The organism is Streptomyces sp. NBC_01446 (assembly GCF_026340095.1).
GTDB lineage: Bacteria > Actinomycetota > Actinomycetes > Streptomycetales > Streptomycetaceae > Streptomyces > Streptomyces aureus.
The window spans coordinates 4219734-4232997 of sequence record NZ_JAPEPO010000001.1 but is presented as its reverse complement, the minus strand read 5'-3'; the positions used below and the strand labels follow the sequence as shown (position 1 = coordinate 4232997).

The window sequence follows — 13264 nt, the reverse complement described above, 5'->3', positions numbered from 1 at the left end:
GCGGATGTGAGGGGTGTGGGTGTGCCGCGATCGCCGTCGCGGCCTACACCAGTCGGACCGGCTTCTCGGGGCGGATGCCGAGGCGGGTGAGCCAGGCGCGCAGAGGCTCCGGGTCTCCCTCTTCCACGAGGCTCAGGACCCGCGGGGTCAGGTCCTTGGCGCGCTCGCCGTCGACCAGGAGCGAGGGGCCGTCCAGCCAGTCGAGTCCGGGGGCGGCTCCGGCCGTGTCCACGGCGGCGCAGCACACCATCGCCGTGACGTGGTCGGCCACCAACTCGCGTCCCGTACGAGGTGGTTGGAGCGGGAAGAGCGGGAGCATGCCCTCGTCCCACAGCGCGCCGTCGGGCCCCTGTCCGGCGGCGGGCACGGGCGGGGCGGGGCGCTCACTCTCCTCGCGGGCCGACTCGGCACTCAGGCCGGCGGCGAGCAGAGCGGTGGGGGTGTCCTCGCGGTCCTCGGCGTCTTCGAGGTGCTCGAGGGCGGTGGGGTCGGTGTCGGGGGCGACGGTGGGGCTGGTGTCGGCGACGGTGAAGTCGGTGTCGGCGGCGACGGTGAGGTCCTCGGCGGGGAGGGTGGGGGCCGCGGCGGGGACGGTGGGGTCTTCCGGGTCTACGGGGGCCACGGGTCCCGGTCCTACGGAGTCCCCGGCGCGCGTCGCCGTCGCGAGGTGCTCCATCACCCGGGCGAGTGTCGGGCCCTCCGGGTCGGGGGACGCGGGGTCCGCGGAGCCACGTACGCCCAGCGCGTCGAGGACTCGGTGGAGGCGCGCCGCGTCCATGCGCCACTTACGGTCCACGACCTCGTCCGGATACTGCTGCCAGTCGACCGGCGCCCAGTCGGGGCCCGGCTCGGCGGGGCCTCCGTGGAACAGCCGGGCCGCGAGCAGCGACGCCGCCTCGTCCACCGTGCCGGGCTCCTCCAGCAGATCGCAGGCGGGCCGCTCCCCGAGCCGGGAGGCGAAGCCCTCGGCGAGGCGGTCGCGCCGGGACAGCTCGGTGAGGGCGGCGACGACGCCCACGTCCAGACGTGAGGGCCAGCGCCCCATGCGCCAGGCGGGCAGCGCTACCCGGGTGAGGAGCCGGTCCCAGCCCGCGTAGGCCAGGCCCACCTGCTCCTGGGCGACGATCCGCACGCCGTAGTCCACCGTCTGTGCGCGCTCGGCGGCGGCCGCGGCGACCCCGCGCTCCATCTCGCCCGCGTGGCCCCGGCAGCTGCGAAGGAGCAGGCGCGCGACCCAGCCGACGCACCCGAGGACCGCCCGCCCCAGCGGTCCGCGGCCGGGCGCCGCGGCGACGGCGACCGCCGCGTCCAGGCCCCGCACGAAGCGGCGCGCGGCCGCTATGTCCGGGTGTGCCGACGGCCCCGTACCGGCGACGACCGGGGCGAGCACGGCGCGCAGCTCGCCCACGCGCATCCACCACAGGAAGGGGGAGCCGATGACCAGGACGGGCGCGGCGGGCACCCGGCCTCTGCCTGCGCCGCCCCGGATCCCCAGGTCGTCGGCGTCATGCGGGATCCGGCCCTCGTCGTCCTTGGGCTTGGGCGGTCCGTGCGCGGGATGCGTACGGTCCTCCAGCCAGCTGTCGCAGTCCGGGGTGAGCGCTATGGCCGAGGGGGCCGGTACGTCGAGCCGGTCGGCCAGATCGCGCACCAGGCGGTAGAGGTCGGGGGCCCGCTCCTCGGCGATCGGCACCGTCGGGCTGATCGCCGGGCGGGCGCGGGCCACCACGAGGGCGATGCCCGCCGCCGCGGCCAGAACGACCAGGGCGATGACCGTGACGATCCACCGCGCCGTCCGCCAGCCGTCGCCGACCATGTGCCCGGTGGCGGCGCCCGCGGCCAGCACGACCGCGAAGGCCGCGGGCAGCAGGGCGACGGCCAGCGCTCTGCCGCGGATGCGCAGCACCGCGAGAGCCCGGGAGCGCGCGGCCTGCGCGCCCACCTCCGCACCCATACCGGACACGACCGACGTCACCCCCTGCTGCCTATGTTGCCTGCACCCATGGCGTTGTCCACTCCCCCACTGTGGCATCCGTCACTGACATCGCAATGCCGGTGGGCCAAGTGCCGGAACGCCTGCGCCGCACCCTAGTTGGGGCACACGGCATCGTCAGCCGGATGGACGAGCGGTCACTCGATGGAATGGCTTTGGGTAGAGGTGGATGACATTCAGGCCCCTGATCCGCTTCGGATCAGGGGCCTGAGGTTCACGCAGGTGAGGCTTTCGGTCAGGCCTCCGCGGCCGCCTTCGCGGCGATGTCGGTGCGGTGCTGCGAGCCGTCGAGGCCGATGCGCGACAGCGCCGCGTACGCGCGTTCGCGGGCCTGCGTGAGGTCCGAGCCGGTCGCGGTCACCGAGAGCACGCGGCCGCCGGCGCTGACGACGGCGTCCCCGTCCCGCTTCGTCCCGGCGTGCAGGACGTACGCGTGGGGCGCATCCTGCGCGGCCACGTCGGCGAGTCCGGTGATGGGATCGCCGGTACGCGGCGTCTCCGGGTAGTTGTGGGAGGCCACGACCACGGTCACGGCCGCCTCGTCGCTCCAGCGCAGAGGCGGCAGGTCCGCGAGCGTGCCGTTGGCCGAGGCGAGGAGGACGCCCGCGAGCGGGGTCTTGAGGCGGGCCAGGACGACCTGGGTCTCCGGGTCGCCGAACCGGGCGTTGAACTCGATGACCCGTACGCCGCGCGAGGTGATCGCGAGCCCCGCGTACAGCAGACCCGAGAAGGCCGTGCCGCGGCGGCGCAGTTCGTCGACGGTCGGCTGGAGGACCGTCTCCATGACCTCGTCGACGAGCTTCGGGTCGGCCCACGGCAGCGGCGAATAGGCACCCATGCCACCGGTGTTGGGGCCCGCGTCGCCGTCGAGCGCGCGCTTGAAGTCCTGCGCGGGCTGGAGGGGGACGACGGTCACACCGTCGGTGATCGCGAAGAGCGAGACCTCGGGGCCGTCGAGGAACTCCTCGATGACGACGCGGTCACAGGCGTTGGCGTGCGCGCGGGCGGCCTCGAGGTCGTCGGTCACGACGACACCCTTGCCGGCCGCGAGCCCGTCGTCCTTGACCACGTACGGGGCGCCGAAGGCGTCGAGCGCCTCGTCGACCTCGTCCGGGGTGGTGCAGACGTACGAGCGGGCGGTCGGCACGCCGGCGCCCGCCATCACGTCCTTGGCGAACGCCTTGGAACCCTCCAGCTGTGCGGCTTCCCCGGAGGGGCCGAAGCAGGGGATGCCCGCGGCGCGTACGGCGTCGGCGACCCCTGCGACAAGGGGTGCCTCCGGGCCGACCACGACGAGGTCCGCGGCCAGTTCACCGGCCAGCCGGGCCACGGCGGCGCCGTCGAGGGCGTCGACCGGGTGCAGCTCGGCGACCTCGGCGATTCCTGCGTTGCCGGGCGCGCAGTACAGCGCGGTGACGTCGGGGTCGAGGGACAGTGAGCGGCACAGGGCGTGTTCGCGGGCGCCGCTGCCGATGACAAGGACCTTCACGCCAGCCAGCATAGGCGGCGGGCCGGTGTGCTCTTGTACGGGCCGCCGAGCGCGGGGGCGCTGGGGGTTCGTGCGTTTCTCCATGGGGCGAGGTGTCAGGGCCCGGTCCGGCGGCTTTCCGGGGTCGGGAGGCTGCGGCTCGGTGGGCGCGGCCGCTCCACGTGGGCGTGACTGCTCTGCATAGGTATGTCCGCCCGACCCGTGCTGCTGCCGCCTATTCGTTCGTGAACTCCTCGACGACCGTCGCACCGAGCTCGCGGACGATCAGGTCGTGGCCGGAGAGGACCGACTCGTCGAGGTCGGGGTCGTCGTCCGCCGGGATGTCGTCCTCGATGGAGACCGGGGGCGGCTCCGGGGCGGCCGGTCTCGGCGCGGGGGCCGGGGCGGGCGCGGACGCCTGCGGCGCGGACCGGTCCGGGGGTCTCGGCGCGGCCGGGGCCTGGGCCTGCGGGGCCGGCGGGCGCGGCGAGGTCGGGGCCGCGGGAGCGCCACCGCCGCCGTGGCCCGGATAGCCGCCGCCCGGCGCGGGGGGCGGTGCCTGGCCGCCACCACCGCCGCCCGAGGGGTCGACGACCGCCTCGACCTTCCAGTGGACGCCGAACTGCTCGGCCAGCGCCGTCCGCAGGACGTCTTCGCTGCCGCTGCTCGCGAAGTTGTCCCGCGCTCCGGCGTTCAGGAAGCCGAGCTGGAGGGTCGTGCCGTCGAAGCCGGTCACCTGCGCATTCTGGCTGAGCAGGATCCAGGTGAAGCGACGCTTGTTCTTGACCACTTCGAGGATGTTCGGCCACAGGCTGCGCGGGTCGAGCCCACCGGCGGCGGGCGGTGCCGCGACGGGGGGCTGAGCGGGTGCCTGGGGCTGGGGCTGGGCGGTCGGCGGCGGGGGCGCCGCGGCGGAGGGCTGGCCTCCACCGGCGCCTCCACCAGTACCTCCGCCGGTGGGCGCGGCCGTGGGCCACCCGCCGGGGCGCCTGCCGCCACCGGCCGGGGCGGCGGTGGGCCATGCGCCGGGTGCGGCCCCGGCGGGCGGCGCCGCGGGCGCGGGTTCGGCGGGAGCGGCCGGGGGCGCGGACGCCTGCGGAGCGGGCGCGGCCTGAACAGCGGGAGCCGGGGCAGGAGTGGGCGCCGGAGCAGCAGGCACGGGCGCGCTCTCGCCGCCCGGTCCGGGCCCCCGCACCGCCGCCCGGACAGCGGCAGGACCGCCGCCCGCAGGGACCTGCGCGGCCGCACCGGGGTGGGCGTCGGGCGCGGGCACGTACCCCATGGCAGGACCGGAGCCCTGTCCCGCGGGTACGAACTGGCCGCCGCGCTCCAGGCGGTCGAGCCTGGCCATCACGGAGCGGGCGTCGTCGTACGCGGCGGGCAGCAGTACGCGCGCGCAGATCAGCTCGAGCTGGAGACGGGGCGAGGTGGCGCCCCGCATCTCCGTGAGCCCCTCGTTGACCAGGTCGGCGGCGCGGCTGAGCTCGGCGCCGCCGAAGACTCCGGCCTGGGCCTGCATCCGCTCGATGACGTCCACGGGGGCGTCGATGAGGCCCTTCTCGGCCGCGTCCGGGACGGCCGCCAGGATCACCAGGTCCCGCAGTCGCTCCAGGAGGTCGGCGACGAACCGGCGCGGGTCGTTGCCCCCCTCGATGACGCGGTCGACGACCTCGAAGGCGGCCGCGCCGTCACCCGAGGCGAAGGCCTCCACGACGGAGTCGAGGAGCGAACCGTCCGTGTACCCGAGGAGAGACGTCGCCATGGCATACGTCACACCGTCCTCGGCCGCGGCGGCGAGCAGCTGGTCCATGACGGACATGGAGTCACGCACGGAACCGGCGCCGGCCCGCACGACCAGCGGCAGCACACCCTCGGCGACGGGGATGTCCTCCTTGCCGCAGACCTCTCCGAGGTAGTCCCGGAGCGTCCCGGGCGGCACGAGGCGGAAGGGGTAGTGGTGCGTGCGCGACCGGATGGTCCCGATGACCTTCTCGGGCTCGGTGGTGGCGAAGATGAACTTGAGGTGCTCCGGGGGCTCCTCGACGACCTTCAGAAGGGCGTTGAACCCCGCCGACGTGACCATGTGGGCCTCGTCGATGATGTAGATCTTGTAGCGGCTGCTCGCGGGCCCGAAGAAGGCCTTTTCGCGCAGGTCACGGGCGTCGTCGACACCACCGTGCGAAGCGGCGTCGATCTCGATGACGTCGATCGAACCCGGACCGTTCCTCGCCAGGTCGCGGCAGGACTGGCACTCGCCGCACGGCGTCGGCGTGGGCCCCTGCTCGCAGTTCAGACACCGCGCGAGGATGCGCGCGCTCGTCGTCTTGCCGCAGCCGCGCGGGCCACTGAACAGGTACGCGTGATTGACCCGGTTGTTCCGCAGCGCCTGCTGCAGCGGGTCGGTCACATGTTCCTGCCCGATGACCTCGGCGAACGACTCCGGGCGATAGCGGCGGTAGAGCGCGAGAGACGACACGTATACGAGGTTATAGGCGCCCACTGACAACCACGGCCGCCGAGGGCGAACCGCCCCGGAACGCAAGACGCCCCTCACGCACCCGCCAGAGCCGACCTACCCTTGCTGCCTTCCGGCCCTGGGGGAGTTCAGTCAGATAGCGCCACGTGAGGGGCTGGGCTCCACAGTAGCGGATGCCCGGCCGGAATCACGAGCCCGGTCCCCGGCCCGATCACCGCCCCCGGATCATGTTCGCGAGCACCCCCCAACGTCTTGTATTGTTTGCGGCGGAGGATTCGCCTAGTGGCCTAGGGCGCACGCTTGGAAAGCGTGTTGGGGGCAACCCCTCACGAGTTCGAATCTCGTATCCTCCGCCATTGCTCTCACCGGGCAATACGTCGAAGGGCCTCACCGCTTGCGGTGGGGCCCTTCGACGTTCTGTGATTGCGTAGCCGGACACCCAGACCGGGAGGTCCTGACATGACCAGTAAGTTCACCGAGCTCGCGATCGACTGCGCCGATCCCGACGCTCTCGCCCGCTTCTGGTGCTCGGTCCTCGGCTACGAGGTGCGGGACGCGGAGGACGGACTTGTCACCATCGGCCTGCCCGCGGTGCCTGAAGGCAAGGACCGCCCCGGCCCGGTGCCACCGGCGTTGACCTTCGCGCGCGTGCCCGAGGGCAAGATCGTCAAGAACAGGCTCCACATCGACGTCAATCCGACCGACGGGGAGCAGGACGAAGAGGTCCGTCGCCTGCTCGACCTGGGTGCCCGGCACGTGGACGTCGGGCAGGGCGATGTGAGCTGGGTCCCACTCGCCGATCCGGAGGGGAACGAGTTCTGCGTCCTTGCGACCCGTCACCCCTGACCGGGGCGCGCACGGCGGTTTCCCGGCTCAGGGTTCGTCGGGGTTGGCGACGAGGAGTTGCGCGGCCTCGGTGATGTTGTCGTCGCGGACCGCGCGGGCCATCGCGGCGCGGGCCGCGACGGGCTCCGACTCGGGAGGCACGACCAGCAGGACGAAGTAGTCCCCGTTGCCGCGGGTGACGAGGGCGGTGCCGTCGCCGATCTCGTGGGCGTCGAGATGCACGACTCGGTCGTCGATGATCAGGCGGGTCGGGAGTGCCTCCCAGGCATCGGAGTCGAGTCCGACCCGTGTGATGGGGCCGAGACGTGAGGTCAACTCCGTGATCAGGGCGGGCAGCTCGGCCGTGATGCTGTGGGACCGGGGCCACCATGCGCCGTCGAGGAGCCCTTCGCGGGACTGGGTGGTCTGCAGCCTCAGCGGGGCCGTTGCGGGGGGCGCCCCTTGTTGGGCCGCGTCCGGCAGAAGCAGTGGGGGCTGGTGGGGGGTGTCGGATTCAGCCATGGTGGTTCGCCCGCCTCGGTCGTACGGACGGCGCCCACCGTGTGGCCGTACCGATGACGGGGCGGGCGTCGGCCGGCGCGATGCCGTCGTAGCTTCACGGTAACCCCGGGGGCCGCGCCCAGCGCGTCGCAGCGGCCGCGACCGGCGGCGGCCGGAGTTACGGTTAAAGCAGTGGAAAGCGGGAGGTGACGGCCATGGAGGCGATCATCCTCATCGGCGCCATCGTTCTCGTGACCCTCATGGGCATGCGCCTGATCCACCGGATCAACGCCCGGCATGACGCACGCATCGCCTCGCACACCTTCAGCGATGCCATGCCGGGGGTCGGCAGACGGAGCCGCAAGCACCACCGGCGGGTCCCCGAAGACCCCTCCGGCCCGACTGACCCCGGCTGATCCCGGCCGACCCCGGCCACGTCATTCCTCCTGCCGTGGCGCCGCCAGGTGTTCCACCACTTCCGTCAGGTCGCTGACCGCCTGCTCGATCTTCCGGCGGACGCTCTTCTGTTCGGTGACGATCGCCGCGAGCAGGAGCCCGGTGAGCGCGGCCGAGCCGTTGAGTGCCTGGAGGTTGACCATGACCTCGAAGAGGGTGTGGTGGGCGAACGGGCCGACGTGGTCGGTGGCCGCCGAGATCCCCAGTACGGACACGAACAGCACGCACGGCGCCGCCCCCGCGAGCTGGAAGCGCAGCGCCGCCCACGTGAGCAGCGGGAAGACGAGGAAGAGCAGGGCGAGCGCGCTTCTCGTGGCCAGGGGTGTGATGACGGCGGCGGTGACCACCAGGGCCGCGACCTCCGGCCACCGGCGGGTGTTCCAGGGGAGTCGGGCCCTGCTCAGCGCGATCAGCAGCGGGGTGCCGACGAGTACGCCCATCGCGTCGCCGGCCCACCACGCCGCCCACACCGGCCAGAACGCGCTCCACGCCAGCTTGCCGCTGAGTGCCAGCACGCACGTACCGACGGTGGCGCTGAGCAGTATCGGCAGCAGTCCGCCCAGGAAGACCAGGGCGACCCCGTCCCGCAGCCGGTCCATCGCGATACGGAAGCCGACCTTGCGCAGCAGCAGGTAGGCACACACCGGAGCGAGCGTGTTCGCGGCGACGATCCCGAGGTCGGACAGGCTGAAGGGGCCGATCGACTCGATGAGCAGGAAGGCGCCGAGCGCGATGCCCGGCCAGATCCGCAGGCCCATCCAGAGCAGGCAGGTGACGGCGACGCCGGTCGGGAGCCAGAGCGGGGTGACGACCGCGCCTTCGAGCACGATCCGCTGCCACAGGCCGAGCCGTCCGGTCGCGTAGTAGGCGGCGGCGACGGCGAGGACCTTCAGCAGGGCCTCGGAGAGGCGTCGGAGTTCCTCGGTGCGCACCACTGGATCACATAATCACTCCCGTCGAGTGGCGGAGCGTGACACGCGCCGCCGGGGGCCACTGTCACCCGGGCAGGACCGCCGGTGGCGCGTCGTGGCGCAGGACGAGTACCGCGGAGTCGTCCTGGTGGCCGGTGCAGTCGGCGACCTCCATCACCGCGGCGGCCAGTTCCGCGGGTTCGGCGCCCGCCCCGGCCGCGACGACCCGGGCCACCCGCTCCATGCCCGCCTCGATCGGGAACGAGGGGCCTTCGACCACGCCGTCGGTGACCAGGACGTACGCGCCCGGCGTCGAGAGGCGGTGCCGGGTGACCGGGTAACCGGACCCGGGCAGCATGCCCAGCGGCAGCCCGCCTTCGTCCAGCGAGATGCCGTACCGGCCGTCGACCGTGGCCCAGATGGCGGGGACGTGGCCCGCGCGGGCGGACTCCAGTACCCAGGTCGTCGGGTCGAAGCGGAGAAAGCTGCAGGTCGCGAAGAGATCGCGGTGCATCGACAGCAGCAGGTCGTTGGCCTGGGCGAGCGCCTCGCCGGGGTCCGGGGCGAAGGCGGCCACCGCACGCAGGGCGATGCGGATCTGCCCCATGAAGGCGGCGGCCTCGACGTCGTGGCCCTGTACGTCCCCGATGGAGAACCCGAGGGCGCCGTCGGGGGCGGCGAAGGCGTCGTACCAGTCCCCGCCGATGTCCAGGCCGTGGCGGGCCGGCGAGTAGCAAGCGGCGGTCCGCAGTCCCGGCAGGGCGGGCAGCGAGACGGGGAGCATTTCGCGCTGGAGCGCTTCCGCCAGTTCGACCCGCGCATGCTGGAGTTCCGCCCCGGCACGTGCCTGTGCGGCAAGGCGGCCGAGCCTGGTCAGCAGGTCGTCGGCGCTCTCGGGCTGGCTGGCACGACGCTGCGTCATGGACCGCTCCGGATACGGAAAACCCCGGGTTCATCATATTTCCGTGGCGTCCCCACCGCCGCTCAGCTCCTGGACCTCGCCGTACGTCGGCGCCGCGGGGGCGACGTCCCGGCCCGCCCGTACGTCGAGCGCCGCCGTGACCGCGGCGCCGAGTGCCACGCGGAACAGGAGCGAGCCGAGGCTGACCCGGCGGACGCCCAGGGCGGCGAGCTCGGGAACGGTGGGGCCTGTGGGGGAGTAGAGGATGTTGAGGGGTACGCCGGACGGGCGCAGGTACGCCACGAGTTCTTGGATCGCGGCCGGGTCGGTCAGACCCGGTACGAAGACGCCGTCGGCGCCCGCCTGCCGGTAGGCGTCGAGCCGGCGCCGGGTCTCCGGCTCCGGCGCGGTCCGCGGGTCCGGGAGCCAGTACGTGTCCGTGCGGGCGTTGACGAACAGGTCCGGTACGGCGGCCTTGACCGCGGCGATCTTCGCCGCGTGGACGGGGGCCGGGGTGAGGGTGCCGTCGGCCCTGCCGTCCTCCAGGTTGATCCCCACCGCGCCCGCCCGCGCCAGCTCACGGGCGAGGCCGGCGACCTCTGCCGGGTCGTCGCTGAAGCCGCCCTCCGCGTCCACGGACAGCAGGAACGCTCCCCCGCCCAGGCGACGGGCCAGGCGCAGGGTCTCCTCGCGGGTGGCGGCGTGGCCGTCGGGGAGCCCGGCCGCGGCGGCCACGCCGAGGCTCGTCGTACCGATCGCGGCGAACCCCTGCCCGGCGAGCGCGGCGGCGGAGGCGTGGTCCCAGGCGTTGGGGAGGAGGAGGGGGCCGTCGGGGTCGTGGTGCAGGGCTTTGAAGACCATGCGGCCCACGCTAGGCGCCGAACGGTTCGGCGCCCGCCGAAATGTCCGGGAGCGGCGGGCGCCCCTCAGTCGTTGACCGCCGTCAGCAGTACCGCCGCGTCCGTGACCGCGCGCAGGCCGTGCCGTTCCTGCGGGAGCGCGTGGAGCCGGCCCTCCGTGAGCGTCACGTCGCCCGAGACCGCCGTCAGCACGACCTCGCCCCGCAGGATCTGGAGCGTCGCGGCGGGCGGCGCGTTGTGCTCCTCCAGGACCTCGCCCGCCGTCAGGGCGATCACGCTCTGGCGGAGGGTCTCCTCGCGGAGCAGGAGATGCGCGCTGCGGCCGTGGGGGGAGGTCCGGGCCGCGGCGACGTGCTTGTCGGCGAGAGCGTTCAGGTCGTACGTCGTGGTCATGCTTCCAGCGTCCCCCGGGGACCGGCCCCCCGCCACAGGCGCGTGAAGCCGCTACCTCCCGCAGTGCTCCGTCACCAGGTCGGCGAAGGCCCTCGCCAGCGGGGTGAGCGTGGCCCAGCGCCGGACCGCCCAGCCGACGGCGAGGGGCGGCAGGTCCGGTACGGGGACGAGGACCGCGCCACCGGCGCGGTCCGGGTCGCGCCAGCCGGGCAGTTCGGGGACGAGGGCGTGGCCGAGGCCCAGTTCGGCGAGGTGCACGGCGGTGGCCCAGTCGGCGACGCCCGCGTCGGACCCGGCCGTCCCGGCGATCCCGAGCCCGGTGAAGTGCCGGTCGAGATGGGAGCGCGACGTGGACTGTTCGGGCGGCCTGATGAGGTGGGCGGCGGCCAGGTCGTCGGGGCCGATCCTGGTCCGGCCGGCCAGCGGATCGTCGGGGCGCACCGCGAGGACCCAGGGGAGCTCGACGACGGGGCGCTGCTCGACGCCGCGTTCCGGCGCGCCGATGGTGACCCACGCGAGGTCGAGGTCGTGCGCGGCGAGCGCCTCGTAGGCGCTGTGGCTGGAGCTGACCGTCTGGAATTCCAGGCTCGCCCGGGGGTGGCGGCGCCGGAAGCCGACGATGGCCTCGGACATGAAGTGGCGCACGGTCGTCGCGCCCGTGGTGACGCGCACCGCGCCGCTCTCGCCGCGGGCCAGGTCGCGCAGGCGGCGCAGCGCGACGTCGATGCCTCCGATGCCCTCGGCGGCCGCGGTCTGCAGGATGCGCCCCGCGGGGGTCGGCAGGACACCGCGGGCGTGCCGTTCGAGGAGGCTGACGCCCACTTCGCGTTCGAGGCGGCGGATGTGCTGGCTCACCGCCGACTGCGTACAGGAGAGGTCGCGGGCGACGGCGCTGAGGCTGCCCGCCGCGCACACGGCGACGTAGACACGGAGATCGTCGAGGGTCACGGCGCCAACGTAGCCATGCGGACCCTTCCAAGCCAGAGCTTGGTGCTTCCGAAGTAATTCGGAGGATTGACTTGGGTCTTGGGCTCCGAAACGATCTCGGACGTGGATGCACTTGAAGCAGTGGCCGTCGGAGCGGCCGGTGTCGCCGCCGGCGCGATCAACGCGGTGGTCGGCTCCGGAACGCTCATCACCTTCCCTACGCTCCTCGCGTTCGGCTATCCGCCGGTGCTCGCCAACGTGTCGAACAACATCGGCCTCGTACCGGGCGTGCTCAGCGCCGCGTACGGGTACCGGCGCGAGCTGAAGGGGCAGAAGAAGCGGCTGCTCCGGTTCGGTACGGCCTCGCTGATCGGCGGGATCACGGGCGCGCTCCTGCTGCTGAAGCTGCCGGCCGACGCGTTCACCTCGGTGGTGCCCGTCCTCATCCTGACCGCCTGTGTCCTCGTCGTGCTCCAGCCCCGGCTCAGCCGCTGGTCGAAGGAGCGCCAGGCCACGGCGACGCGCGCCGACGGCGGCGTGCCCATGTGGCTCGGGGTGCTGGGGACGGGCGTCTACGGCGGCTACTTCGGCGCCGCGCAGGGCGTGCTGCTCATGGGCATGTTCGGCAGCTTCCTCCAGGACGACCTCCAGCGCCTCAACGGGGCGAAGAACGTCCTGGCCTCGATCGTGAACGGGGTCGCGGCGGTCATCTTCATCGCCGTCGCCGACGTCGACTGGGTGGCGGCGGCGGTGATCGCCGTCGGCTCCACGCTGGGCGGCCTGACCGGCGCGAAGTTCGGCCGCAGACTGCCCCCGGCGGTCCTTCGCGCGGTGATCGTCGTGGTCGGCGTCACCGCCTCGGTGATCCTGCTCGTACGGGGCTGAGCCTGCGGGCCGTCAGCGCTTGAGGAACGCGATCCGGGCCCGCTTCTCCGGGAGGAACACCTCCGGCAGGTCGATCTCCGGGAGCACGATCTCGGGGCCGAGTTCGAAGCCCGCGCGCTCCAGGAGCGCGACGGCCTTCGTGTTGCGCGCGTCGGGCTCGACCACGATCCGCCGCTTGCCGTGCCCTTCGAGCGCGTACGCGACGAGGACGGTCATGAGCGCTCCGGTGAAGCCGCGGACGGCTCCGTCGGCGGCCGGGGCGATCAGGAAGTGCACGCCGATGTCACCGTCCTCGACCTCGTAGCACTCGCTGACCCGGTCGGCCTCGGGCTCGTACGTCTGGAAGAGCGCGACGGGTTCGCCGTTGAGACGGACGAGGTGGGCGTGGTGCGTGGTGAGCGAGTCGAGGTGTTCGTACGTCTCGCGCACCTGCTCGCGGCTCGCGCCCTCCATGCCCCAGAACCGGGCGCGCTCCTCGCGCACCCAGCCGTGGATCACGTCGAGGTCGGCGGCGGGGTCGACCGGGCCGACGCGGACGGTGCCGAACCCTTCGACGGTCCGCTCGTACACGGCGCTCTCGCGCATGGGGGTCTCCGTAAGTTGTTAGGCGGCCCGGGAGGGCCGGGTGTGGCTTATGGGTTCTTGCCTTCAGTGGCTTCCAAGGAGTG

13 protein-coding genes, 1 tRNA gene and 1 other RNA gene are annotated in these 13264 nt (G+C 73.3%); 4 read left to right on the top strand and 11 right to left on the bottom strand.

Features of this window, described 5'->3' with window-relative positions:
* Positions 1-43: 43 nt before the first annotated feature.
* The 4 genes from OG456_RS19010 to ffs form a co-directional block, all read right to left on the bottom strand.
* On the bottom strand, positions 44-1954 hold the full coding sequence (locus OG456_RS19010; RefSeq protein WP_266569340.1) for a hypothetical protein: 1911 nt from the start codon (positions 1952-1954) through the stop codon (positions 44-46).
* A 274-nt stretch (positions 1955-2228) separates the two neighbouring features.
* Positions 2229-3482: a phosphoribosylamine--glycine ligase gene (purD, locus tag OG456_RS19005; RefSeq protein WP_266562538.1), complete on the bottom strand. Its 1254-nt coding sequence runs from the start codon at positions 3480-3482 to the stop codon at positions 2229-2231.
* Positions 3483-3696: 214 nt separating this feature from the next.
* Positions 3697-5937, bottom strand: a complete 2241-nt coding sequence (locus tag OG456_RS19000) for a DNA polymerase III subunit gamma and tau (protein WP_266562537.1) — start codon at positions 5935-5937, stop codon at positions 3697-3699.
* A 63-nt stretch (positions 5938-6000) separates the two neighbouring features.
* Positions 6001-6095: signal recognition particle sRNA small type (ffs, locus tag OG456_RS18995), an RNA gene on the bottom strand.
* A 110-nt stretch (positions 6096-6205) separates the two neighbouring features.
* On the opposite strand from ffs, the gene OG456_RS18990 reads away from it, so the two are divergent.
* Positions 6206-6293 (top strand) — tRNA-Ser (locus OG456_RS18990).
* A gap of 103 nt (positions 6294-6396) precedes the next feature.
* The gene (locus OG456_RS18985; protein ID WP_266562536.1) at positions 6397-6783 is read left to right on the top strand and encodes a VOC family protein; all 387 of its coding nucleotides are present in this window, start codon (positions 6397-6399) and stop codon (positions 6781-6783) included.
* A 27-nt stretch (positions 6784-6810) separates the two neighbouring features.
* Here OG456_RS18985 and OG456_RS18980 read toward each other — a convergent pair whose 3' ends face one another.
* Positions 6811-7284 carry a DUF5994 family protein gene (locus tag OG456_RS18980; protein ID WP_266562534.1) on the bottom strand — a complete coding sequence of 158 codons (474 nt, stop codon included), beginning with the start codon at positions 7282-7284 and terminating at the stop codon, positions 6811-6813.
* Between the two features lie 194 nt (positions 7285-7478).
* On the opposite strand from OG456_RS18980, the gene OG456_RS18975 reads away from it, so the two are divergent.
* Complete coding sequence (locus OG456_RS18975) at positions 7479-7679, top strand: hypothetical protein (RefSeq protein ID WP_266562532.1); 201 nt, start codon at positions 7479-7481, stop codon at positions 7677-7679.
* A gap of 21 nt (positions 7680-7700) precedes the next feature.
* On the opposite strand, the gene OG456_RS18970 is transcribed toward OG456_RS18975, so the two are convergent.
* The 5 genes from OG456_RS18970 to OG456_RS18950 form a co-directional block, all read right to left on the bottom strand.
* Positions 7701-8654, bottom strand: a complete 954-nt coding sequence (locus OG456_RS18970) for an MASE1 domain-containing protein (RefSeq protein WP_266562530.1) — start codon at positions 8652-8654, stop codon at positions 7701-7703.
* Positions 8655-8715: 61 nt separating this feature from the next.
* Complete coding sequence (locus OG456_RS18965; protein ID WP_266562528.1) at positions 8716-9552, bottom strand: PP2C family protein-serine/threonine phosphatase; 837 nt, start codon at positions 9550-9552, stop codon at positions 8716-8718.
* A gap of 33 nt (positions 9553-9585) precedes the next feature.
* A complete protein-coding gene (locus tag OG456_RS18960; RefSeq protein WP_266562521.1) occupies positions 9586-10392 on the bottom strand; it encodes an isocitrate lyase/phosphoenolpyruvate mutase family protein in 807 nt (268 codons plus the stop codon).
* A 65-nt stretch (positions 10393-10457) separates the two neighbouring features.
* A complete protein-coding gene (locus tag OG456_RS18955; protein ID WP_116512189.1) occupies positions 10458-10784 on the bottom strand; it encodes a cupin in 327 nt (108 codons plus the stop codon).
* A 51-nt stretch (positions 10785-10835) separates the two neighbouring features.
* Entirely contained in the window at positions 10836-11732 is an 897-nt protein-coding gene (locus OG456_RS18950; protein WP_266562518.1) for a LysR family transcriptional regulator, read from the bottom strand.
* A gap of 102 nt (positions 11733-11834) precedes the next feature.
* On the opposite strand from OG456_RS18950, the gene OG456_RS18945 reads away from it, so the two are divergent.
* Positions 11835-12596 carry a sulfite exporter TauE/SafE family protein gene (locus OG456_RS18945; protein WP_266562516.1) on the top strand — a complete coding sequence of 254 codons (762 nt, stop codon included), beginning with the start codon at positions 11835-11837 and terminating at the stop codon, positions 12594-12596.
* A 12-nt stretch (positions 12597-12608) separates the two neighbouring features.
* Here the strand turns inward: OG456_RS18945 and OG456_RS18940 are convergent, their stop codons facing one another.
* Entirely contained in the window at positions 12609-13181 is a 573-nt protein-coding gene (locus OG456_RS18940) for a GNAT family N-acetyltransferase (protein WP_266562514.1), read from the bottom strand.
* Between the last annotated feature and the right edge of the window lie 83 nt (positions 13182-13264).

What these genes read in the sequence shown, in the direction of transcription:
- OG456_RS19010 (WP_266569340.1), bottom strand. Translation starts at nt 1,954, where the DNA reads ATGGGTGCGGAGGTGGGCGCGCAGGCCGCGCGCTCCCGGGCTCTCGCG.
- OG456_RS18985 (WP_266562536.1), top strand. Translation starts at nt 6,397, where the DNA reads ATGACCAGTAAGTTCACCGAGCTCGCGATCGACTGCGCCGATCCCGAC.
- OG456_RS18980 (WP_266562534.1), bottom strand. Translation starts at nt 7,284, where the DNA reads ATGGCTGAATCCGACACCCCCCACCAGCCCCCACTGCTTCTGCCGGAC.
- OG456_RS18975 (WP_266562532.1), top strand. Translation starts at nt 7,479, where the DNA reads ATGGAGGCGATCATCCTCATCGGCGCCATCGTTCTCGTGACCCTCATG.
- OG456_RS18965 (WP_266562528.1), bottom strand. Translation starts at nt 9,552, where the DNA reads ATGACGCAGCGTCGTGCCAGCCAGCCCGAGAGCGCCGACGACCTGCTG.
- OG456_RS18960 (WP_266562521.1), bottom strand. Translation starts at nt 10,392, where the DNA reads ATGGTCTTCAAAGCCCTGCACCACGACCCCGACGGCCCCCTCCTCCTC.
- OG456_RS18955 (WP_116512189.1), bottom strand. Translation starts at nt 10,784, where the DNA reads ATGACCACGACGTACGACCTGAACGCTCTCGCCGACAAGCACGTCGCC.
- OG456_RS18940 (WP_266562514.1), bottom strand. Translation starts at nt 13,181, where the DNA reads ATGCGCGAGAGCGCCGTGTACGAGCGGACCGTCGAAGGGTTCGGCACC.